This window comes from Mesorhizobium sp. B2-9-1, assembly GCF_006439455.1.
GTDB lineage: Bacteria > Pseudomonadota > Alphaproteobacteria > Rhizobiales > Rhizobiaceae > Mesorhizobium.
In genome coordinates, this window is the sequence record NZ_VFTP01000013.1 from 110,290 (window position 1) to 130,131 (window position 19,842).

Consider the following 19,842-nt stretch of genomic DNA (forward strand, 5'->3'; position numbering starts at 1 on the left):
GCATCAGTTGCCGGCGGCCGCTACCTTGTTGGTACCATCGATCTCGGCCATCAGCGCCTTATTGGCGGCAGGCACGTCGGTCTTGGCCGTATCCAGCCAGGTCTTGAACTGCGCATCGGACACCACGCGCACGGCGATCGGCATGAAGGCATGGTCCTTGCCGCAGAGCTGCGAGCACTGGCCGTAGTAGAGGCCTTCCTTCTCCGCCTTGAACCAGGTCTCGTTGGTGCGGCCGGGGACGGCATCCATCTTGATGCCGAAGGACGGCACGGCGAAGGAGTGGATGACGTCGGTGGCGGTGATCAGCACGCGGGTCATAGTGTTGACCGGCACGACCAGCTCGTTGTCGACCGCGAGCAGACGCGGATAGCGGGCGCGGTCTTCCTTGCCGGCCTTGGCGCGGTCGCCATCCTGCAGAACCGCCGAGTTGAAGGAGAAGGTCTTGTCGACCTGGTACTCGTAATCCCAGTTCCACTGGTTGCCGGTCGCCTTGACGGTGAGCTTGGCTTCTTCCGGCGGCGTGTACTGCGCGGTGAGCAGCTGGAAGGAGGGAATGGCAATGAGCAGGAGCACGATCACCGGCCCGACCGTCCAGATCACCTCGATCAGCGTGTTGTGGCTGGTCCTGGACGGCACGGGATTGGCGCTGGCGCGGAACCTGACGATGCAGACCAGCAGAAGCACCAGCACGAGGATGGTGATCGGGACGATGAACCACATGGTGTAGTTCCCGAACCGCTCGATCTGCCGCATCATGTCGGTCGCCGGCGCCTGGAAGGTCATCTCCCATTCCCGCGGCTGGTCGGCACGAGCCGCCACACTGGAGAAGAGCACGGCCGAAGCGGCCGCACCTGCCAAGAATTCAGCGCTTGCCAGGAATTTCCTCATCGCCCTCTCGTCTCCCATTTCCCGCGATCTGGTCGCACCAATAACGGACGCTGCCAGGATCGGGAATCCCGGGTCTGTCCCGAGGGTGGTTCAAACCATACTCTATTTCCCTCCGCAAGAAAGGAGCGGAGGAAACCGTGCGGCATTTTTGCGCGCAGGCCGAAGGCCGCGTTCGGCGCCCGCCATGCTATATGCGCGACGGTCGCAATTCGGGCGAATTTGCTTTGGAAAAGCATGCGATTGCCGGTGTCGGGGCGGACCGGCGGAGGTCTCGTCCTTTACTTGGCCCCGGCGCGGCTTAAAGTGCCGTGATTCGCAATGGAGCCGTCATGACTTCCTGGCTTTCGAGAACCCTGGCGAAGGTCGTCCTTGCCGTCGCCTTGCTCGGTGTCGGCGTAGCCGTCGGCGCCCCCGCCTCGCCTAACGACGCCAAGCCGCCGAGCGGCACGGTGAAGTCGACGCATGGCGCGTGGTCGATCATCTGCGATACGCCTGCAGGTGCTACGTCAGAGCAATGCGTGATGATGCAGAACGTCGTCGCCGAGGACCGCCCTGAAATGGGGCTTTCGGTCGTGGTGCTGCGCACAGCCGACAACAAGGCCGAGATCCTGCGCGTGCTGGCGCCGCTCGGCGTGCTCCTGCCCAACGGCCTTGGCCTCAATGTCGACGGCAAGGATATCGGCCGCGCCTATTTCGTGCGCTGCTTCCAGGACGGCTGCTACGCCGAGGTGATCCTTGAAAAGCCGTTGCTTGACACGCTGAAGAGCGGCACGTCGGCCACCTTCATCGTCTTCCAGACGCCCGAAGAAGGCATCGGCATTCCCGTCGATCTTAAGGGCTTTGCGGACGGCTTCGCCGCCCTACCTTGATCTTCTTGCCCATGCACCGCGACCATTTCCGACGCTGAGGTCGGATGGCGAATGCGGATTTAGCGGCAGGAGGCTCCATGCGCACGTCGTTGTCCGCTTTCATCGCTGGGCTGGCGCTGGCCGGTGCGGTTTCGGTCGCCCGGGCCGAGGATGCCGAAATCCTCCAGAGGCCCGACCCCGCGGCGATCCTCGATATCGCCAAGGGCTTCGGTTCCGCCAGGATGGGCAAGGACGACAATGGCGACCCGATGATTTCGGGGCGGATCGACGGCGTTAAATACCTGATCTATTTCTACGGCTGCGAAGACCACGAGAACTGCAAGTCGCTGCAATTCGCGACCGGCTACGCCGACCCGCTTACCGCTGACCAAGCCAACGTCTGGAACGCAAAATACCGCTGGGTGAAGGCCTATTCGGGCGACGGCTCGAATTTCAGGATGGATGTCAGCTTTGCCGGCGGCATTACCAGGGCCAATCTCGAGGAGCAGTTTTCCAATTGGAACGCGATGGCCGGCAACATCAAGGACTTCGTCAACGGCAAGTGACGGCGGCGCAATCGTCGGCTTGACCCAGTTGGCGATTGTGCGACAGCAGCTTCGCGCCTACATGCCGAGGAACGATTTGTTTCCATGAATGGATTTGCCATGAACAGCCTGATCGGCCAATTCGACATTTCCGACGATCGCGTCAAGGAGATCGTCACCGAGACCATCAAGGGCGCCGACGACGGCGAGCTGTTCCTCGAATACAGCGAGAGCGAAGCGCTGATGTTCGACAATGGCCGGCTGAAGACGGCCAATTTCAACACCGACCAGGGGTTCGGCCTGCGTGCCGTGGCCGGCGAGGCCAGCGGCTATGCGCATTCCAGCGATCTCTCCGAAGCCTCGCTGCTGCGCGCGGCCGACGCCGTCTCGGCTGTCAAGGGCGGCTATTCCGGCACATTGGCCGGAGCGCCCGCCCGCACCAACCGCCATCTCTATGGCGACGAGAACCCTATCCCCTCGCCTTCCTTCGAGGCCAAGGCCAAGCTGTTGCAGGAGATCGACGGCTGGCTGCGCGCGAAGGATCCGCGCGTGCGCCAGGTGACGGCTTCGCTTGCCGCCTCGTGGCAGCATGTCGAGATCGTGCGCGGCGACGGCCAGATCGTGCGCGACATCCGCCCGCTGGTCCGGATCAATGTTTCCGTGGTGGTCGGCGATGGCGACCGGCAGGAGAGCGGCTCCTATGGCATGGGTGGCCGCAAGAGCTTTGGCGAATTCGTCGGCGAGGAAAGCTGGAAGCATGCGGCCAGTGAGGCGCTGCGGCAGGCGCTGGTTAATCTCGAGGCCGTCCCTGCGCCGGCGGGCACGTTCGACATCGTGCTGTCCAGCGGCTGGCCGGGCGTGATGCTGCATGAAGCGGTCGGGCACGGGCTCGAAGGCGACTTCAACCGCAAGAAGACATCGGCCTTCGCCGGCCTGATGGGTCAACAGGTGGCGGCGAAGGGTGTCACCGTGGTCGATGACGGCACCATCCCCGAGCGGCGCGGCTCGCTGACCGTCGACGACGAAGGGACGCCCTCGGCGCGCAACGTGCTGATCGAGGACGGCAAACTCGTCGGCTATATGCAGGACCGCCAGAACGCCCGGCTGATGGGCATGAAGGCGACGGGCAACGGCCGCCGCGAAGGCTATGCGCACCAGCCGATGCCGCGAATGACCAACACCTACATGACCTCGGGCGACATGCAGCCGGAAGAGATCATCGCCTCGGTCAAGAACGGCATCTACGCCGTTTCCTTCGGCGGCGGCCAGGTCGACATCACGTCGGGCAAGTTCGTGTTCGGCTGCACTGAGGCCTACATGATCGAGAACGGCAAGGTGACGCAGCCGATCAAGGGCGCGATGCTGATCGGCAACGGGCCGGACGCCATGCACCGCGTCAACATGATCGGCAACGACATGAAGCTCGACACCGGCATCGGCATGTGCGGCAAGGCCGGACAGGGCGTGCCCGTCGGCGTCGGCCAGCCGCATCTGCGGATGAACCAGATGACGGTGGGCGGCACCAGGGTTTGAGGTCTAACCGATACGTTCGTCTTACACAGGTAAGGTGCCATGACCACCTCTGAAAAGCTGACGACCACCGTCTCGACCAAGGGGCAAGTGATCCTGCCCAGCGCCATCCGGAAACGGAGAGAGTGGGGCCCGGGAACGAGGTTCGAGGTTGAGGAAATGGCTGAGGGAGTGCTTTTGAAGCTGGCGCCTGTGTTCGCGGCGACGCAGCCGAACGATGTCTTTGGCTCCCTGCCATCCCGCGGCGCGCCGAAGACACTGGAAGAAATGGACGCGGGCGTCCTCGCTGAAGCAGCGCGGCGCCATGCTCGAGATTGATGCCAACATTATCGTTCGCTGCCTGACGAACGAACATCCCGAGCAGTCTCCGCGCGCCAGGCGGTTGATTCCGGCTTGAATGCATCCTCCACCTTGAAGTGAACACAATCGTGTTAGGACATTATTAATTGTTTAATTGGCGGGGCGGGCGTTTGCGCATTAGCTTCTCCACAGTCCTCTCGTTGCGGTGGTGTGGCAATGCAGCGTTCCCCTGGCGTCCTGACCTCTTCTTTCCTCATTGGCCTCGCTTCGCTGGTTGGCGCATCGTCGCTGCAAATCGGCCCTGCAGCGGCGCAGTCGTCGCTGTTCAAGCTAGCGGCTGCGAGCTCCGCCGCAGTCGGCGGCAGCACCAGCGTCCCATATGGCTGGCTCGATTTCTGTCATCGCCGGCCGAAGGAATGCAAAGTGCCTGCCCTGCCCGCCACAAGCGTCAGGCTGACCGCGCAGAACATGAGCATCCTCAAGCGGGTAAACCAGAAGGCGAACCGTTCCATCAAGCCCGTCAGCAACTACGACCACTGGGGCACGACGATGGACCACTGGGACTATCCGACGGACGGCAAGGGCGACTGCAAGATCTACGCGCTCTACAAGCGCAAGCTGCTCCTGGAAGCGGGCTTCCCCCGGCAGGCGCTGCTGATGACGGTGGTGCGCGATCTCCACAATGAGGGCCACACCATTCTGACGGTGAAAACCGACAAGGGCGATCTCGTGCTGGACAATCTGGTCGACGAGATCCGCCCCTGGAACGCCACCGGCTATTATTTCCTGAAACGCCAATCGCAGCAGAACCCGAACACCTGGGTGTCGATCAACCAGCGCGGCGGCACGGCGAAACGGCTGTCTCCAAGTTCGTAAGGGCCAGAGCGTTTCACGGAAACGGCGAGCCGCTCTATCTGCTTGGGTTGCAATTCCGCACGGAAGGCTATGGCGAAGTCGAGCCCGAACCTTCCACCTTTTCCCGCAATCGCTCCCGGCGTGACCAGAGCGGTCTGGTCTGCTTTGACCGACTGATCCGTCACATTCCCTACCTCGCAAATTCATAGGTCGGAAAATCCGGCCCATGAACGGGCGTTGCCGCCCGCGGCCAGGCAAGCCTTGCTGGCCTACTGCTGGCAGGGCGGCTCGCCAGGATGCCCGCAGGTCGGCTTCTTGTTTCCCTGCGGCGGCTGCTCCTTGGGCTGCTGCGGCAGGCGCCGTTCCTGTATCTGAGGCTGAGGCCGTAGCTGCTGCTGCAAGCGTCTTTCTTGCATCTGAGGCTCAGGCCTCAACTGCTGCAGGCGTCTCTCTTGCATCTGAGGCCTTGGCTGCGCCTGGAACTCCGGCCTTTGCGGCCTGAGCACCTGCACGTTCGGTCTTTCCTGCTTGAAGTTGCGCTGAACGTTGGTGCCTGCGCCGGCGGAACCCTCTTCGCCGTTCGGCAGCCTGCGGAACTTCCTGTTTGCATTGGCCGAACCCTGATTCTGGTCGGAGAACACACTCGGATTGTTTCTCCTGAGCCGCTCCTGCACACTCGCCCGATTGTCGGCCGGCGCGCCGTTGACGGTCGGCAGCTTGCGGAACTTCTTACCTCTATCGCCTCCGTTGACCGAGCCTTGATCGCTCGGGCCGACAGCTGTCTGGCCTGCCGACAGATCCTTGCGTATCAGCTTCCTCGGCCTGCCTTCGTTCTGACCGGACAACGCATTCGGATTGTTCTTCCCGAACCTCTGCTGGGCGTTCTGCCCGTCCTCGCCCGGCGCGCCGTTTACGGTCGGCAGCTTGCGGAACTTGCCCCTCTTGCCCTGATCGTCGACGACTCCGTTCTGCTGGCCGTTGCCGGTAACGGGGGCGCCGGCATTCCCGGTAGCCTGCTGGTTGCCAGTCACAGTGCCTTGCTTGCCGAGCACCTTCCTGTTGGGCGCATTCTGACCGTTGAGCACCGGCTTGCCGTTGACGAGCGGCAGCGCTTTGCCGTCAGCTCCCCGCAAGGCGTGATCGGTCGGGAGCTTGCCCGTCGTCTTCGCCTGCGGCGTCACACCCGGCTGCTGGCCCTGCGTGACAGCCTGGCCCGGCTTCAGCGGCTGGCCGCCCTGGTTCTGCTTGAACAGCGCTGCCCTTTTCTGCAGCAACGGCGGCAGCGCCACCTTGGCTGCCAGGGAGGCCGCGCCCGCACCAACCGCCGTCTTCCGGCCGGTGGTGAGGCCTCTCGGTGCATTGGCGCTCGGCTGTCCGGCCTGATTGGCCGGCTCGTTGTTGATCGTCGTGTTGTTGATGTTGTTGATGACGGTCGTGTTGTGAATGTTGTTGAAGATGATGTCGTTCGGCGGCGGCACGATGTCACGCGGCGGCCTGACCCAGACCGGCACGGGGACGAAGACTGGCGTCGGCAGGACGTAGACATCGACCGGCGGCGGGGGCGGCGGCAGCACGACGAAATCCGGCGGCGGCGGCGGCAGGAATACCACGTCGATCGGCGGCGGCGGCTCGAAGTCGAAATCGGGATCGTCGAAATAGAGCACCGGCCTGTCGACATAGATGATTTCCTCCGGCGGCGGCGGCGGCACGTCGTAGACGATGACGGTGAAGCTCGTCGGTGGCTCGAGCTCGGCGTCGAAATGCTCCAGCCGGCGGCGCGCGTCCCAGGCATGCAGCCCGTGCGGATAGCGCTCGAGGTAGGACCAATAGGCCTCCGGCGTATCCCGCAGCCACGTTTCGCGCCAGGTGATCGCCTCGCGCCGCGCCGCGATGATGGCCCGCACACGCTTGGCCATAGGATCGTGCGGATAGGCGACGAGGAATTCCTCGTAGCCGCGCATGCTATCGCGATCGAGTGCCGCGACATAAGCGTCATGCGCATTGAAGTCGTGGATCGGCCTGGTTCGGTTGGCCCGTTCTTCGGCCTCCGAAACCTTCGGCGGCGGCGCGTCCGGAGCGCGTTCGAAGAAGACGAAGGGCGCACTGATCTTCGAGGCGTCCCACGGAACTTCGGCGCCTTGCGTCACCTCGTTGACGCGTAGCCGCGTGCGGTCGAAAACGTCGTCAAGCGATATGCCGCCTTCACGCATCATCTCGGCGAGCGCCTGAGCATAGGCGCCGTATGGGCCCTTGCCTTCCGGCGCAACCGTTCCGGGCGCCGCGTTGAACGCAATCAGCATGTTGGGGTCGGGGTCGACCAGCGCGAGACCGCTGGCCAGCGGCTGGCTCATTTTCGGAAGAGCATTCGGCCGTGCCGCGTCGAGGACGACGATATTGACCTTCGCCGGCAGTCCCGCCAGAGACCTGGTGATATCGGAGAGCCGCATGGCCTGCAGCGGCACGTCGGCCGGATTGGCGATCTGGGCGTCGACCGGCAAGAAATAGTTTTCGCCTTCGAACTGCACGCCGCGGCCGGCGAGGTATACGAAAACGGTCGCGTCCGGACCGGCGGCGGAAACCTTTCCAAGGAAATCGCGCAGCGCGCCACGCAACGATTCCTGGTCGACATCGCGTGCGCCGACCACATCGAATCCTGCTGCCTGCAGGGTCTGCGCGATCAGACCAGCGTCATTCGCGGAGGTGACCAGCGCATCCGACGGATAGGCGGCGTTGCCGATGACGAATGCGAGACGTTTCTGCTGTTGGGCGAGCGCGCCCGTCGTGGACGCGACGGCGAACGCGATAAGAACGACGACAAGGCCGATGACTTTCCGAAGCGAGCGCATTGCAATCCGCCATCCTTGTCCACCATTCGTCCAACGCGATAACGCCGGAGGGGCAGGAATGTTTCCCTAACTGCAGAATTAAGACCCTGCAAAAAGGCGGCTTTAGGGCGCAATTTCGTCGAAAGAACAGAGGCTTCACAATCTTCACGCGAGCCCGGCCGCGAGCTACCGCCGCCGCTTCGGCTTCTCCAAAAGCGCGACGGCCTCGACATGCGGCGACCACAGGAACTGGTCGATCGGCGTGACGCTCTTCAGCGTATAGCCGCCGTCAATCAGGATGCGCAGGTCCCGTGCCAGCGTCACCGGATTGCAGGACACCGCGGCGACCAGCGGCACGTCGGAACGGGCGACCTGCTTCGACTGGTCCTCGGCGCCGGCGCGCGGCGGATCGAAGACCAATCCGTCGAAGGCGTTCAACTCCTTGAAGGTCAGCGGCCGGCGAAAGAGGTCGCGGCGTTCGCTGGTCACGCGCTTCAGGCCGCTGGCAAAGCGGAAGGCGCGGTCGAGCGCGGCAAGCGCCGGCGCATCGCCCTCGACGGCATGGACCTCGGATTGCGCGCCGAGCCTGAGCGCGAAGCTGCCGCAGCCGGCGAACAGGTCCACGACCTTCCTGGCGCGCGACAGACGCTGGCCGACAAGGTCCGCCATCGCCTGCTCGGCGGCCTCCGTGGCCTGCAGGAAGGCGCCGGGCGGCACGGCGACCGCGACCGGTCCGAACTGCACGACCGGCTTCTTCGGCTCGACCACGATCTCGCCGTCGACGGAAAGCCGCGCCAGGCCTTCGGCCATGACGAAATTCGACGCGATACGGCGCTGGTGGTCGCTAAGCTTGCCGGCATCGTGCACGGCAATGTCGAGGCCCGAAGCCGTGACTGTCACCGTCATATGAAACGCCTTCGGGGTGGCGCAGACCAAGCCGGCCAGGGCACGCAATTTGTCGAGCGCCGAGACGATCGCCGGCAGCGAGATCGGGCATTCCTCGATCGGGATGATCTCGGAGGACAGCGCGCGCACGAAGCCGAGCAGCATGCCGGCGTCCGTGCGCCTGGCGCTGAAGGTGACGCGGCGGCGGGTGTGCGGCGCGCAAGGCACCAGCGCAGCGATCTCGCAAGCGATGCCCTTGACCTTCAGCGCCTGCACAACCTTCTCGCGCTTCCATTGCCGGTAGGCTTCAGCCTCGTAATGCTGCAGCGCGCAGCCGCCGCATTCGGTGAAATGGCGGCAGGCCGGCTCGATCCTATGCGGCGAGGCTTCCAATACCGACATCAGCGCGGCGCGGTCCTTCTGGCGCGCGGCCGTGACCGTTTCGCCGGGCAGCGTGAACGGGATAAAGACCTCCCCGCCTTCGGCATTGGCGATGCCGTCGCCCTGCGAACCGAGCCTTGCAATGGTGAAGCGTGTGCTCATCGCCCGTCCTTCATGGCGGCGAGCAGGAACTCGCGGTTGCCGTCGCTGCCTTCGATCGGCGACGGCTGGAGTCCCAGCACGCGCCAGCCGGGAGCGCCAGCCAGCCAGTTGCGCAGGTTCCCGGCAATCCGCTCGGCATCGCCCGGGTCCTTGAGCAGGCCGCCCTTGCCGATGGCCTCGCGCCCGGCCTCGAATTGCGGCTTGACCAGCAGAACTGCCTTGGCGCCCTCGCCCGCCAATTCCAGCGCCGGCGGCAGCGCAAGCTTCAGCGAGATAAAGCTGACGTCGCAGATAAGGAAACCGGGAACGCGGCCGCCGAGATCGGCTGCCGTCAGATCGCGCGCGTTCAGCCCTTCGATCACGGTCACACGCGGGTCGCCGGCAATGTCTGGATGCATCTGGCCGTGACCGACATCGATCGCCGTGACATGGGCCGCGCCGCGCTCGAGCAGCACCTGGGTGAAGCCGCCGGTCGAGGCGCCGATGTCGAGCGCTTCGCTGCCGGAAGGATCAAGGCCGAAATGGTCGAGGCCGGCGATCAGCTTCAGCGCCGCGCGCGATACATAGGCCCGCGCCGGATCGTCGATGGCGACTAGGCAGTCCGGCGCGACGGGCTGGCCGGGCTTGCGGGCGACGGCGCCGTCAACCGTAACCGCGCCGCGCTCGATCGCGTCGCGGGCGCGCGAGCGGCTGGCAAACAGACCGCGCCCGACGAGCAGTTCGTCGAGCCGCTGGCGCCGGCTGGCTGGCAAAGGGGAACTCATCGGCCTTCATTGACGAAAGCCGGGCACGAACGCAATGGTTGAATACGGCGCAAGAGGCTGCAGAATGCCGACAGGAACGGGCGGTTCGCCAGTCGGTGGAGGTGGCAATGCTGAAGGGGACCTGTCATTGCGGCGCAGTTCATTGGACGCTGGAAGGCGATCCCGGTGGAATCACCGCATGCAATTGCACGCTTTGCCGCCGCTACGGTGCACTCTGGGCTTACGACTATGCCGACGAGCGCATCCGCGTTGCCGGACCGGTGAAATCCTACACACGCGCCGAGGTGGCGGAGCCCGCGCTGGAAATCCTGTTCTGTCCGACCTGCGCCTGTGTGGTCGCCTGGCGAGGCCTGCGTTCCGGCAAGAGCGGCCGCACGCGCATCGCCGTCAATGTCAGGCTTGCGCCGCCCGAGGAGGTCGCCGACCTGCCGATCGACCACTTCGACGGCCTCGACACTTTTGACGACCTGCCGCGCGACGGCCGCTGCGTGCGCGATATGTGGTTCTAAAAAATGGTGCGCGAAACCTGGCGCTCGACGGCGGGCATCAAGCCGTCATTGCCCGAGGCTTCCTTGCGCGGCGGCTCAACCGGAGTGGCCGCGATGGGCGTAGCATCCGGCAGCACGACGAGTTGAGGAACCTGCTTATAGGAAAAGCCGCCGCGGATGTTGCCCATCTTGCCGGCAACGATATCCAGCACCGCCTTTTCAAGATTGCGGTCGTAACGCGTTTCGGCTGCGACCGGCACCGTCACGGCCGCAAAAAGGGCCACTCCGCACAGAAGCGTCTTCATTTTTGGTCGTCTCCCTGCCTGGCTCGAGCTTCTAGCAGGGCGCCGTTGAAAATCGGCCAAGAGACAGGGTAAGCGAACCGCCAAACGGGAGCGTTAACAGATACTTACATCTGGCACCCGGCAAACCGATTCACCGCTTGAAGCCCTGATTCAGGCGCGCTGCGCCTGCACGCCGCGACCGAGCGCGGCGAAGACCGTGCGCACGATGCCTGCCGAATCCAGCCCGGCATCGGCATACATCTTCTCCGGCTTGGCATGGTCGCTGAACACGTCCGGCAGCACCAGCGGCCGCACCTTGAGGCCGCTTTCCAGCAGGCCTTCATGGGCGAGGAAATGCAGCACCTGGCTGGCGAAGCCGCCGATGGCGCCCTCTTCCACGGTCACCAGCACCTCATGCGAACGGGCGAGCCGCCGGATCAGATCCTCGTCCAGCGGCTTGGCGAAGCGGGCGTCGGCAACGGTCGTGGAAAGGCCCGCAGCGCCCAGTTCCTCGGCCGCCAACAAACAATCCTGCAGCCGCGTGCCGAAGGACAGCAGCGCGACCTTGGTCCCTTCCTTGAGGATGCGGCCCCTACCGATCTCGATCAGCGAGCCACGCTCCGGCATGTCGACGCCTACACCGTTGCCGCGCGGATAGCGGAAGGCGATCGGGCCGTCATCATAGGCCGCCGCTGTGCGCACCATGTGGCGCAGTTCCGCCTCGTCGGCGGCGGCCATGACGACGAAGCCCGGCAGCGTGGTCAGGAAGGTCGTATCGAAAGCGCCGCAGTGGGTGGCGCCGTCGGCGCCGACGAAACCGGCGCGGTCGATGGGAAAGCGCACCGGCAGTTTCTGGATCGCCACGTCATGGACGACCTGGTCGTAGGCGCGTTGCAGGAAGGTCGAATAGATGGCGGCAAACGGCTTGTAGCCCTCAGTAGCAAGGCCGGCGGCGAAGGTCACCGCATGCTGCTCGGCAATGCCGACATCGAAGGTTCGCTTCGGAAATACCTCGCCGAAGAGGTCAAGACCGGTGCCACTCGGCATGGCGGCGGTGATGGCGACGATGCGGTCGTCCTCGCGCGCTTCCTGGATCAGGCTTTCGGCGAAGACCTTGGTGTAGGCGGGCGCATTGGCCGGCGCCTTGGCCTGCGCACCGGTGATGACGTCGAATTTGTTGACGCCGTGATATTTGTCGGCTGCGGCCTCCGCCGGCGCGTAGCCCTTGCCCTTCTGGGTCACGACATGGATCAGCACCGGGCCTTTGCCATTGTCGCGGACATTCTTCAGCACCGGGATCAGATGTTCGAGATTGTGCCCATCGATGGGGCCGATATGGTAGAAGCCGAGCTCCTCGAACAAGGTGCCGCCGGTGACGTAACCACGCGCATGCTCGACCGCACGGGTGATGGCGCGGTCGGCGCGCTTGCCGAGATAGGATGTCAGCTTCTTGCCGAAATCGCGAAGGCCGAGATAGGCCTTGCCGGAGGCGAGCCTCGCCAGATAGGCGCTCATGGCGCCGGTCGGCGGCGCGATCGACATGTCGTTGTCGTTGAGGATGACAATCAGCCGGGCGTCGAGCGCGCCGGCATTGTTCAGCGCCTCGAAAGCCATGCCGGCCGACATCGAACCGTCGCCGATGACGGAAATGACATTGTTGCGGCCGCCCGACAAGTCGCGCGCCATGGCCATGCCGAGACCGGCCGAAATGGAGGTCGAGGAATGCGCGGCGCCGAACGGGTCGTATTCGCTCTCGACCCGCCGGGTGAAACCAGAGAGGCCGCCTTCCTGGCGCAGCGTACGGATGCGGTCGCGGCGGCCAGTCAGGATCTTGTGCGGATAGGCCTGATGGCCGACGTCCCAGATCAGCCGGTCCTGCGGCGTGTTGAAGACATAATGCAGCGCGACGGTCAGTTCGACGACGCCGAGGCCGGCGCCGAGATGACCGCCGGTCTGCGACACGGCATCGATCAGCTCGGCGCGGAGTTCCGCGGCAAGCTGCGGCAGCGCGCTCTCATCAAGCGTCCGCAAATCCGCCGGAATGCGGACCTTGTCGAGCAGCGGCGTGTCTGGCTTCACTCGGGGCGCGTCCTGCCTTATCGATCGAACACGGCGCTACCAGCAGATTGCGCCATAATCATGCGCGGGAATAGTCCGCCGGCGGGCGAATGTAAATGCGCGCCAGTGACGCGTGCTACGCTGCAAGGTGTATTGAGATTCAGGTCAGGCCGCGCCGAAAATGATGGATTCCGAGAACCGGAGCGGAGCGTACTCAAAGTACGTGAGCACCGGAAGCGCAGGAAACCGGCATTTGCAGGCCGGCCTCACCTGAATATCAACACACCTTAGTTCTCGGGCAGCGGAATGAACTCCTCCTCATCGCCGGGAACGATATCGAAGCGACCCGTCTTCCATTCCTGCTTGGCCTGCTCGATGCGTTCCTTGGAGGACGACACGAAATTCCACCAGATGTAGCGTTTGGAGCCGAGTGAAGCGCCGCCGAACAGCATGAAATGCGCGCCGCGCTCGGAGGAAACGACGATCTCCTCGCCCGGCTTGAACACCAGGAGCCGCTCGGCCGGGAAAATATCGCCAGCAATCCAGACGTTGCCCTCCAGCGTGTAGATGGCGCGCTCCTCGGCATCGGCCGGAATCTTCACGCTGGCACCGGCGGCCAGCCTGAGATCGGCGTAGAGCGTGTCCGATGCGGTCGCCACGGGCGAGCGCAGGCCGGAGAACTCGCCGATGACGACGCGACCGCTGACACCCTCGGCATCGATCTGCGGCAAGCGGGCCACCGACGTGTTCGCGAACACCGGGGCAATCTCCTCCTTGCCGTCGGGCAGCGCCAGCCAGGTCTGCAAGCCGGAGACCGACATCGGCGCGCCGCGCAATTCCTGTGGCGTGCGCTCGGAATGGACGATACCGCGCCCGGCAGTCATCAAATTCACATCGCCCGGCGCGATCACCATTTCGGTGCCGAGCGAATCCCGATGCCTGATCCTGCCGTCGAACAGGTAGGTGACGGTGGAAAGGCCGATATGCGGATGCGGACGCACGTCGAGCGCATGGCCGGCGCGCAGGATCGCCGGGCCCATGCGGTCGAAGAAGATGAACGGCCCGACCAGCCGGCGCTTCGCCGTCGGAAGAGCGCGGCGCACCTCGAAGCCGCCAATGTCCTTGGCGTTCGGAACGACCATCAGCTCGATCTGGTCGCAGGCGAAGGCATCGCCGGATTCAGGGTCGTTTCCCGGAAAAAAGCTCATGTCGGATCCTCAGGCGAAACGCAGCGCCGACCTGGCCTTCGCCTTGGCAGCTTCTTCCTCGCGGTTGCGCGGTTCCTGGTTGGTTTCGAGCGAATCGATCAATTCGCGCGCGACAGCCGCGATCGCCTCGACGGCATGGTAGAAGGCATGCTCGTTGCGCTTGGACGGCTTGGTCGAGCCGCTCAGCTTGCGCACGAACTGAAGTGCGGCGTCATGCACTTCGTCATTCGTCGCCGGCGGCTCGAAATTGGCCAAGGTCTTGATGTTGCGGCACATGGCTTGAACTCCTTACCTGCTTTCTTTGCCCTTACCCGGTCTGAGATCATCCGCTGAGGTGTTGAGATTCAGGTCAGGCCGAGCCGAAAATGGTGGTTTCCGAGAACCGGAGCGGAGCGTACTTGAAGTACGTGAGCACCGGAAGCGCAGGAAGTTGCCATTTGCAGGCCGGCCTCACCTGAATATCAACACCTCAGTCGGCGTCCAGCGGCTCCGTTCCCACCGGCTTGCCGTCGCGCGACAGCCTGATCTTCTCGACCTTGTCCTCGGCCGCTTTCAGCAGCCGGTCGCAATGCGCCTTCAGCGCTTCGCCGCGCTCATAGATCTTGATCGACTGGTCGAGCGGGACGTCGCCGCGCTCGAGATCATCGACGATCTTCTCCAGCGCGTCGAGCGCCTGTTCGAAGCTCATCGCCTTGACGTCCTCATTGCCTTCCAATGCCATACCCTATCCCTTCATCAGCCGCCCGACATGGGCGGCGACTGAAAATGCCAGTCCCTGCAGATCGTAGCCGCCTTCCAGCAGGCTGACGAGCCTGTTGGAGCTGTGGCGGCCGGCGCGCTCCATCAACTGGCCGGTCGCCCAATCGAAATCGTCCTCGGTCAGGTTGATCTCGGCCAGCGGATCGCGGTGGTGCGCATCGAAGCCGGCGGAAATGATGATCAGGTCCGGCGCGAACGCGTCGATGGACGGCAGCACGCGCGACAGGAAGGCGTCGCGGAACAGGTCGCTGCCGGTCTGCGGCGCAAGCGGCGCATTGACGATGTTGCCGGCGCCGGTCTCGTCCTTCGCGCCGGTGCCTGGGTAAAGCGGCATCTGGTGCGTCGAGCAGTAGAGAACCGACGGATCATCCCAGAAGATGTCCTGGGTGCCATTGCCGTGATGGACGTCCCAGTCGACGATGGCGACGCGTTCGGCCTGATGCTTGTTCTGGGCGTAGCGGGCGGCGATCGCCGCCGTGTTGAACAGGCAAAAGCCCATCGCGGTGGTCTTTTCGGCATGATGTCCAGGCGGACGGGCGGCGACGAAAACGTTTGCCGCACGACCCTCGAAGACGTCGTCCACCGCCGCATTGGCACCGCCGATCGCGGTGATCACGGCCTGCCAGCTTTTCGGGCTGGCGCTGGTGTCGGCGTCGATCGAAACGATCCCGCTCTCAGGGATCGCCGCGCGCACGCGCTCGACGAAATCCTCGGGATGCGCATAGAGGATCGTTTTCTCGTCGCCTTCCGGCGCCTTGACGCGGTCGAGCGCCGCAAAAGCCTCGTCGTCCAGCACGCGCTCGATGGCGCGCAGGCGGTCGGGCCGCTCGGGGTGACCGGGCGGGGTGAGGTGTTCGAGGAAGATCGGATGCGTGTAGAGACGGGTGGCCATGGCGCCTAATCTAGGGACCTACGACCGCAATGACCATGTTTGGCAGCCGAATGGCTGGGGAAAATCGCGTCTTGCCGTGTCGCTAACGCCATTGGCGTGGCCCAAGCTTAGCTGTAAGGTCGCGCCGCTGCCTGGTGCCCGCGACGCGGGAGAATCGGGAACACGGTTGAACTCCGTGGCGTGCCCAACACTGTAAGGGGGACCGCGCCGGCAAACGCCACTGTCGAAGACGGGAAGGCGCCGGATGCGGGACGATCCCGAGCCAGAAGACCGGCCCGGCAGACATGGTTTACCGCTTGGTCAGGCGGGGGACTGCTTGTCGCAAGGGGAAAAGCGATGACGGCAGCAGCGATCGCCACGAGCGGCGACGACTTTGACCAACTGGCGCGCGACGCGGTTTACCGGGCCATGTTCACCAGGCGCGACGTGCGCAGCCATTTTGTGCCCGACGATCTCGATGACAGCGTGCTGGCGCGGCTCATCACCGCCGCGCATCACGCGCCGTCTGTCGGCTATATGCAGCCGTGGAATTTCATCGTCATCCGCGACGCCGCGAGGCGGCGGCAGGTACGTGATCTTTTTCTCGCCGCGCGCGAGCAGGAATTGCCGGCGATCGAGGCGGAACGGCAGGCGCTCTACCGTAAGCTGAAGCTCGAAGGCATCTGCGAAAGCGCGCTCAACCTGTGCATCACCTGCGACCGGCAGCGCTCGAAGGACTCGCCGCTCGGGCGCTGGCACAATCCGGAGATGGATCTCTACAGCACCGTCTGCGCGGTGCAGAATTTCTGGCTGGCGGCGCGGGCCGAAGGTGTCGGCGTCGGCTGGGTGAGCATCATCGAGACCGAAGCGCTGAAGCGGCTTCTCGCGATCCCCGAGCATGTCATGCCGATCGCCTATCTCTGCGTCGGCCGCGTCTCGGAATTCGCGCCGAAGCCGGACCTTGAGGCGCATGGCTGGGGCAAGCGCCTGCCGCTGCCCGAACTGGTCATGAGCGAGACGTTTCGCGGCGCCGGCGAGGCGCCGCTTAAATCGGCAATCGCAAAGCTTGGCGGCCCATCAAAGCCATGATCAGGCGGCCCTCGGCGTATCCCAGCGCGAGCCGCCGCCAAAAGAGCCCAGTGCCTTGTCGCGCAATTCCCTGAATTTGGACGAGGTCTCGGCGAGCCGGCGGTCCCATTCGGGATTGGGCGCTTGGCCTTCAATGGCTTCAAAATAAACCTGCATCAGAGAGGCGATGGCGAAGGGCTCGATGAAGGCTGCCTTGAAGGCCCAGGCAAAGACGATGGCTAGCACGAAGGCCCAGCCGGCAAGCTGGCCCGGCATGACCCACAGAATGGCGGCTGCGGGCGCCAGCATCAACAGGAAGATGACGAAGGACACGCCCCACATGATCGCCGCCAGCCAGACGGCGTTCTTGACCATGTGCTTGCCGTTCTGCGCGTAGAGCACGACGCCTTGCCGCGCCGTCTCGAAAGGCGAGCTCGAATTGATGCGGATGTTATAGCCGAGGATGATCTCGTCGACATAGGTCAACGACAGGCGGATCACCGTGTTGATGAAGCTGACGATGCCGCTCAGGCCCGGAATGGGCAGGAAGGCGGCGATGCCGCCGATCAGGCCGGTGATGGCTCGGATGGCGCCCTTGACCAGCTGGTCGACGACGAAAAGGATGTTGGCCTCGGCAAAACGCTGGGTGACCACTTCCTTCGCGTAGGCGATCTGGCCCTGGCCGTCGGGGACATCTTGGCCGTCGATCAGATGCACCATGACGGCGATATGGCCCGCTTTCAGCACATAAAGGATGTATTCGCGGATCCAGTAGACGGCGATCGAGATGACGCCGAAGCCGACCACGCCGCCCCACAGCGCAAAAGACATCGGCCCGTCGGGATCGGTCGAGATGTGACCGACGCCATAGCCGACGCTGGCGCCCGTACCGGTCGCCATGATGTAGGCGACCGTGATGCCGAAATAGACGATCATGCGAAAGACGATGAACGGCCATGTCCGCATCATGATCGACACGGATCTGGCGATGCTGAAGTCCCACATGCCCCGAGTCTCCCACCCTTAAGAGAATGGCCGGAGAGCATGCGCTCGCCCCGGCGATTGTCAATCGCGGCAGGGTTGCGCCGGCCCGAAACCGGTGCACAAGCCGGTGGCTCGGTTACCCGAGCGTGCCGTCAAGGCTTCTTTCGCAAGCCTTCGAGCAACTGCTTGAAGGCCGCGATCGCTTTTTTCGAGGTTGCCTCGGGATCCGTCGAATTGGCGATGCGCTGCGCGGCCTGGCTGCTGGCGCCATTGATCAGCCGTGAGGTCGTCTCGGGATCAAGCTCCGGAACGACCTCGCCCTCTTCCTGCAGCCTGGTCAGATGGTTGGTCATCGAGGCGGTGCAGGCACTGGCATTCGGCCACTGCGCCGGGTCGCCGAGCACCGCCGGGCCGTCGCGGAACATGATGCGCTGGATTTCCGGCTCCAGCGCCATCTCGATATAGGTGGTGCATTCGTCGACGAAATGCTGCCAGCGGGTCGGCGCTTTCGAAGCCACCTCGTTCACCCGCACAGCCATTTCGCCGTCGATCTCGGCGATCACCGCCTGCAGCAGTCCCTTCTTGTCGCCGAAATGATGGTAGAGCGCGCCGCGCGTGAGGCCGGCCGATGCGGTGAAATCGTCCATCGAGGCCTCGGCGTAGCCGATCGTGCCGAAAGCATGGCGAGCGGCTGCGATCAGCTTGGCGCGCGTCTCGGCGATCATCTCCTTGCGCGGTCTGTGCATGGTTCTGGCCCTATTCACATACGCCTCGTATGCCAATTGACATACGCTGCGTATGAACTATCTCACAGTCATACGCAGCGTATGTAATTTTAGTATGCACCGTTGTCGAGGAGCAGGATCATGCGAAACCCTTATTCGGACATCTTTCGGGCTCCCGGCACGAAAGGCTTCGCCGCGGCGGCCTTCATCGCGCGCTTGCCGATCGCCATGGCCCCGATCGGCATCGTGGCGATGCTGTCGCAGACGCATGGCGAATATTGGCTGGCCGGCGCCGTCTCGGCGATCTATGCGCTGGTCAACGCTTTCCTGTCGCCGCAAGTGTCGCGGCTGGTGGACCGGCGCGGCCAGACGGCGATCGCAGCACCCATGACGCTCGTCTCGGTGCTTTCCTTCGCGACATTGATCGTCGCGGCCAACCAGCACTGGCCGGTCTGGACGTTGTTCGGGTCGGCGCTGCTTGCCGCCGCCATGCCCAGCATCCCGGCGCTGGTCAGGGCGCGCTGGACCGAGATCTTCCGCGACCGGCCGGAGCTCAACACGGCCTTCGCCTTCGAATCGGCCGCGGACGAGCTGGTTTATGTCGCCGGCGCTTCGCTGTCGGTGGGCCTGAGCGCGGCGCTGTTCCCGGAAGCCGGCATGGTGGTCAGCACGTTGCTGCTTGCGCTCGGCTCGGCGGCATTCCTGCTGCAGCGCTCGTCCGAGCCGCCGGTCCGCCCGGCGGAACATGGCGCGACCGGGTCGGCGATCCGCCTGCGGCCGGTGCAGATCATCACCTTTGCGCTGATCTTCGTCGGCGCGACCTTCGCCACTACGGAAGTGACGACGGTGGCGATCACCAAAGAGCTCGGCCAACCTGAGGCGGCGAGCCTCGTCATCGGCGTCTATGCGCTGGGATCCTTCGTGCTCGGCATCATCGTCGGCGCGCTCAGCCTTAAGGCGCCGCTGCAGCGGCAACTGGCGGTGGCGGTCACCGTGATCGCGCTCACCACCTTGCCACTGCTCTTCGCCGACACCGTGCCGACACTGGCGCTCGCCGTCTTCGTCAGCGGCGTCGCGATCTCGCCGACCTTCATCACCGCCTTCGGCCTGATCGAACGCCACGTGCCGGCGGCGATGCTGACCGAAGGCGTCACCTGGGTGACGACCGGCATCGGCATCGGCATGGCGCTGGGCTCCTTTGCCGCCGGCTGGATGGTCGACAATTTCGGTCCGCAGAACGGGTTCTGGGTTTCGGTCGCGGCAGGCGCCATCGCGCTGGCCACCGTGCTCGCCGGTCAATGTCGGCTGGCGACGGGTGATTGCGATGTGGACAGGGGCGAGGCGGTGGTTCCGGCGGAGTGACGGTTATTCGGCTACGGTCAGCGCAGACGTTGGTAGTTGGCTGAAGCCTCCG

20 protein-coding genes and 1 riboswitch are annotated in these 19,842 nt (G+C 64.3%); of the genes, 8 read left to right on the plus strand and 12 right to left on the minus strand.

The window, feature by feature from the left end; genetic code table 11:
• Nucleotides 1-3: 3 nt before the first annotated feature.
• Nucleotides 4-888, minus strand: coding sequence for a cytochrome c oxidase subunit II (coxB, locus tag FJW05_RS20710; protein ID WP_140635281.1), 885 nt, complete (start codon nucleotides 886-888; stop codon nucleotides 4-6).
• Nucleotides 889-1,217: 329 nt separating this feature from the next.
• Between coxB and FJW05_RS20715 the strand changes: the two genes are divergently transcribed.
• From FJW05_RS20715 to FJW05_RS20740, 5 genes are all read left to right on the plus strand, one after another.
• Nucleotides 1,218-1,757, plus strand: a complete 540-nt coding sequence (locus FJW05_RS20715) for an invasion associated locus B family protein (protein ID WP_095766761.1) — start codon at nucleotides 1,218-1,220, stop codon at nucleotides 1,755-1,757.
• 77 nt (nucleotides 1,758-1,834) lie between these two features.
• Complete coding sequence (locus tag FJW05_RS20720; RefSeq protein ID WP_181165023.1) at nucleotides 1,835-2,302, plus strand: YbjN domain-containing protein; 468 nt, start codon at nucleotides 1,835-1,837, stop codon at nucleotides 2,300-2,302.
• A 99-nt stretch (nucleotides 2,303-2,401) separates the two neighbouring features.
• Complete coding sequence (gene tldD / locus FJW05_RS20725; protein ID WP_140635284.1) at nucleotides 2,402-3,814, plus strand: metalloprotease TldD; 1,413 nt, start codon at nucleotides 2,402-2,404, stop codon at nucleotides 3,812-3,814.
• A 39-nt stretch (nucleotides 3,815-3,853) separates the two neighbouring features.
• Nucleotides 3,854-4,129, plus strand: a complete 276-nt coding sequence (locus tag FJW05_RS20730; protein WP_140635286.1) for an AbrB/MazE/SpoVT family DNA-binding domain-containing protein — start codon at nucleotides 3,854-3,856, stop codon at nucleotides 4,127-4,129.
• Between the two features lie 198 nt (nucleotides 4,130-4,327).
• Entirely contained in the window at nucleotides 4,328-4,987 is a 660-nt protein-coding gene (locus tag FJW05_RS20740; protein ID WP_181165024.1) for a transglutaminase-like cysteine peptidase, read from the plus strand.
• 248 nt (nucleotides 4,988-5,235) lie between these two features.
• Here FJW05_RS20740 and FJW05_RS20745 read toward each other — a convergent pair whose 3' ends face one another.
• From FJW05_RS20745 to FJW05_RS20755, 3 genes are all read right to left on the minus strand, one after another.
• Nucleotides 5,236-7,812: a caspase domain-containing protein gene (locus FJW05_RS20745; protein ID WP_140635288.1), complete on the minus strand. Its 2,577-nt coding sequence runs from the start codon at nucleotides 7,810-7,812 to the stop codon at nucleotides 5,236-5,238.
• A 165-nt stretch (nucleotides 7,813-7,977) separates the two neighbouring features.
• Nucleotides 7,978-9,219, minus strand: a complete 1,242-nt coding sequence (locus FJW05_RS20750; protein ID WP_140635290.1) for a class I SAM-dependent RNA methyltransferase — start codon at nucleotides 9,217-9,219, stop codon at nucleotides 7,978-7,980.
• Entirely contained in the window at nucleotides 9,216-9,983 is a 768-nt protein-coding gene (locus FJW05_RS20755; protein WP_140635292.1) for a TlyA family RNA methyltransferase, read from the minus strand. Before FJW05_RS20755 ends, FJW05_RS20750 begins: the two co-directional genes overlap by 4 nt.
• A 107-nt stretch (nucleotides 9,984-10,090) precedes the next feature.
• On the opposite strand from FJW05_RS20755, the gene FJW05_RS20760 reads away from it, so the two are divergent.
• Nucleotides 10,091-10,492: a GFA family protein gene (locus FJW05_RS20760; RefSeq protein WP_140635294.1), complete on the plus strand. Its 402-nt coding sequence runs from the start codon at nucleotides 10,091-10,093 to the stop codon at nucleotides 10,490-10,492.
• Here the strand turns inward: FJW05_RS20760 and FJW05_RS20765 are convergent.
• The 6 genes from FJW05_RS20765 to FJW05_RS20790 all read right to left on the minus strand — a co-directional run bounded on the left by FJW05_RS20765 (nucleotide 10,489) and on the right by FJW05_RS20790 (nucleotide 15,672).
• The gene (locus FJW05_RS20765; protein ID WP_140635296.1) at nucleotides 10,489-10,776 is read right to left on the minus strand and encodes a hypothetical protein; all 288 of its coding nucleotides are present in this window, start codon (nucleotides 10,774-10,776) and stop codon (nucleotides 10,489-10,491) included. The genes FJW05_RS20760 and FJW05_RS20765 overlap by 4 nt on opposite strands.
• A gap of 150 nt (nucleotides 10,777-10,926) precedes the next feature.
• On the minus strand, nucleotides 10,927-12,834 hold the full coding sequence (gene dxs / locus FJW05_RS20770) for a 1-deoxy-D-xylulose-5-phosphate synthase (protein ID WP_140635298.1): 1,908 nt from the start codon (nucleotides 12,832-12,834) through the stop codon (nucleotides 10,927-10,929).
• A 266-nt stretch (nucleotides 12,835-13,100) separates the two neighbouring features.
• Nucleotides 13,101-14,021, minus strand: a complete 921-nt coding sequence (locus FJW05_RS20775; RefSeq protein WP_140635299.1) for a pirin family protein — start codon at nucleotides 14,019-14,021, stop codon at nucleotides 13,101-13,103.
• Nucleotides 14,022-14,030: 9 nt separating this feature from the next.
• Nucleotides 14,031-14,297 carry a DUF2277 domain-containing protein gene (locus tag FJW05_RS20780; RefSeq protein ID WP_095766753.1) on the minus strand — a complete coding sequence of 89 codons (267 nt, stop codon included), beginning with the start codon at nucleotides 14,295-14,297 and terminating at the stop codon, nucleotides 14,031-14,033.
• A gap of 193 nt (nucleotides 14,298-14,490) precedes the next feature.
• The gene (locus FJW05_RS20785) at nucleotides 14,491-14,742 is read right to left on the minus strand and encodes an exodeoxyribonuclease VII small subunit (RefSeq protein WP_095766752.1); all 252 of its coding nucleotides are present in this window, start codon (nucleotides 14,740-14,742) and stop codon (nucleotides 14,491-14,493) included.
• Nucleotides 14,743-14,745: 3 nt separating this feature from the next.
• The gene (locus FJW05_RS20790; RefSeq protein ID WP_140635301.1) at nucleotides 14,746-15,672 is read right to left on the minus strand and encodes a histone deacetylase family protein; all 927 of its coding nucleotides are present in this window, start codon (nucleotides 15,670-15,672) and stop codon (nucleotides 14,746-14,748) included.
• A 115-nt stretch (nucleotides 15,673-15,787) separates the two neighbouring features.
• A riboswitch (cobalamin riboswitch) is annotated at nucleotides 15,788-15,966 on the plus strand.
• A gap of 42 nt (nucleotides 15,967-16,008) precedes the next feature.
• On the opposite strand from FJW05_RS20790, the gene bluB reads away from it, so the two are divergent.
• Nucleotides 16,009-16,740 carry a 5,6-dimethylbenzimidazole synthase gene (gene bluB, locus FJW05_RS20795; RefSeq protein ID WP_140635303.1) on the plus strand — a complete coding sequence of 244 codons (732 nt, stop codon included), beginning with the start codon at nucleotides 16,009-16,011 and terminating at the stop codon, nucleotides 16,738-16,740.
• On the opposite strand, the gene FJW05_RS20800 is transcribed toward bluB, so the two are convergent.
• The gene (locus tag FJW05_RS20800) at nucleotides 16,741-17,724 is read right to left on the minus strand and encodes a hypothetical protein (RefSeq protein ID WP_140635305.1); all 984 of its coding nucleotides are present in this window, start codon (nucleotides 17,722-17,724) and stop codon (nucleotides 16,741-16,743) included.
• A gap of 131 nt (nucleotides 17,725-17,855) precedes the next feature.
• Entirely contained in the window at nucleotides 17,856-18,449 is a 594-nt protein-coding gene (locus tag FJW05_RS20805) for a TetR/AcrR family transcriptional regulator (protein ID WP_140541513.1), read from the minus strand.
• Between the two features lie 120 nt (nucleotides 18,450-18,569).
• On the opposite strand from FJW05_RS20805, the gene FJW05_RS20810 reads away from it, so the two are divergent.
• Nucleotides 18,570-19,790 (plus strand): MFS transporter, encoded by a 1,221-nt coding sequence (locus FJW05_RS20810; protein WP_140635307.1) that lies wholly within the window; start codon nucleotides 18,570-18,572, stop codon nucleotides 19,788-19,790.
• Nucleotides 19,791-19,842: the final 52 nt, after the last annotated feature.

What these genes read in the sequence shown, in the direction of transcription:
- coxB (WP_140635281.1), bottom strand. Translation starts at nt 888, where the DNA reads ATGAGGAAATTCCTGGCAAGCGCTGAATTCTTGGCAGGTGCGGCCGCT.
- FJW05_RS20715 (WP_095766761.1), top strand. Translation starts at nt 1,218, where the DNA reads ATGACTTCCTGGCTTTCGAGAACCCTGGCGAAGGTCGTCCTTGCCGTC.
- FJW05_RS20720 (WP_181165023.1), top strand. Translation starts at nt 1,835, where the DNA reads ATGCGCACGTCGTTGTCCGCTTTCATCGCTGGGCTGGCGCTGGCCGGT.
- tldD (WP_140635284.1), top strand. Translation starts at nt 2,402, where the DNA reads ATGAACAGCCTGATCGGCCAATTCGACATTTCCGACGATCGCGTCAAG.
- FJW05_RS20730 (WP_140635286.1), top strand. Translation starts at nt 3,854, where the DNA reads ATGACCACCTCTGAAAAGCTGACGACCACCGTCTCGACCAAGGGGCAA.
- FJW05_RS20740 (WP_181165024.1), top strand. Translation starts at nt 4,328, where the DNA reads ATGCAGCGTTCCCCTGGCGTCCTGACCTCTTCTTTCCTCATTGGCCTC.
- FJW05_RS20745 (WP_140635288.1), bottom strand. Translation starts at nt 7,812, where the DNA reads ATGCGCTCGCTTCGGAAAGTCATCGGCCTTGTCGTCGTTCTTATCGCG.
- FJW05_RS20750 (WP_140635290.1), bottom strand. Translation starts at nt 9,219, where the DNA reads ATGAGCACACGCTTCACCATTGCAAGGCTCGGTTCGCAGGGCGACGGC.
- FJW05_RS20755 (WP_140635292.1), bottom strand. Translation starts at nt 9,983, where the DNA reads ATGAGTTCCCCTTTGCCAGCCAGCCGGCGCCAGCGGCTCGACGAACTG.
- FJW05_RS20760 (WP_140635294.1), top strand. Translation starts at nt 10,091, where the DNA reads ATGCTGAAGGGGACCTGTCATTGCGGCGCAGTTCATTGGACGCTGGAA.
- FJW05_RS20765 (WP_140635296.1), bottom strand. Translation starts at nt 10,776, where the DNA reads ATGAAGACGCTTCTGTGCGGAGTGGCCCTTTTTGCGGCCGTGACGGTG.
- FJW05_RS20775 (WP_140635299.1), bottom strand. Translation starts at nt 14,021, where the DNA reads ATGAGCTTTTTTCCGGGAAACGACCCTGAATCCGGCGATGCCTTCGCC.
- FJW05_RS20780 (WP_095766753.1), bottom strand. Translation starts at nt 14,297, where the DNA reads ATGTGCCGCAACATCAAGACCTTGGCCAATTTCGAGCCGCCGGCGACG.
- FJW05_RS20785 (WP_095766752.1), bottom strand. Translation starts at nt 14,742, where the DNA reads ATGGCATTGGAAGGCAATGAGGACGTCAAGGCGATGAGCTTCGAACAG.
- FJW05_RS20790 (WP_140635301.1), bottom strand. Translation starts at nt 15,672, where the DNA reads ATGGCCACCCGTCTCTACACGCATCCGATCTTCCTCGAACACCTCACC.
- bluB (WP_140635303.1), top strand. Translation starts at nt 16,009, where the DNA reads ATGACGGCAGCAGCGATCGCCACGAGCGGCGACGACTTTGACCAACTG.
- FJW05_RS20800 (WP_140635305.1), bottom strand. Translation starts at nt 17,724, where the DNA reads ATGTGGGACTTCAGCATCGCCAGATCCGTGTCGATCATGATGCGGACA.
- FJW05_RS20805 (WP_140541513.1), bottom strand. Translation starts at nt 18,449, where the DNA reads ATGCACAGACCGCGCAAGGAGATGATCGCCGAGACGCGCGCCAAGCTG.
- FJW05_RS20810 (WP_140635307.1), top strand. Translation starts at nt 18,570, where the DNA reads ATGCGAAACCCTTATTCGGACATCTTTCGGGCTCCCGGCACGAAAGGC.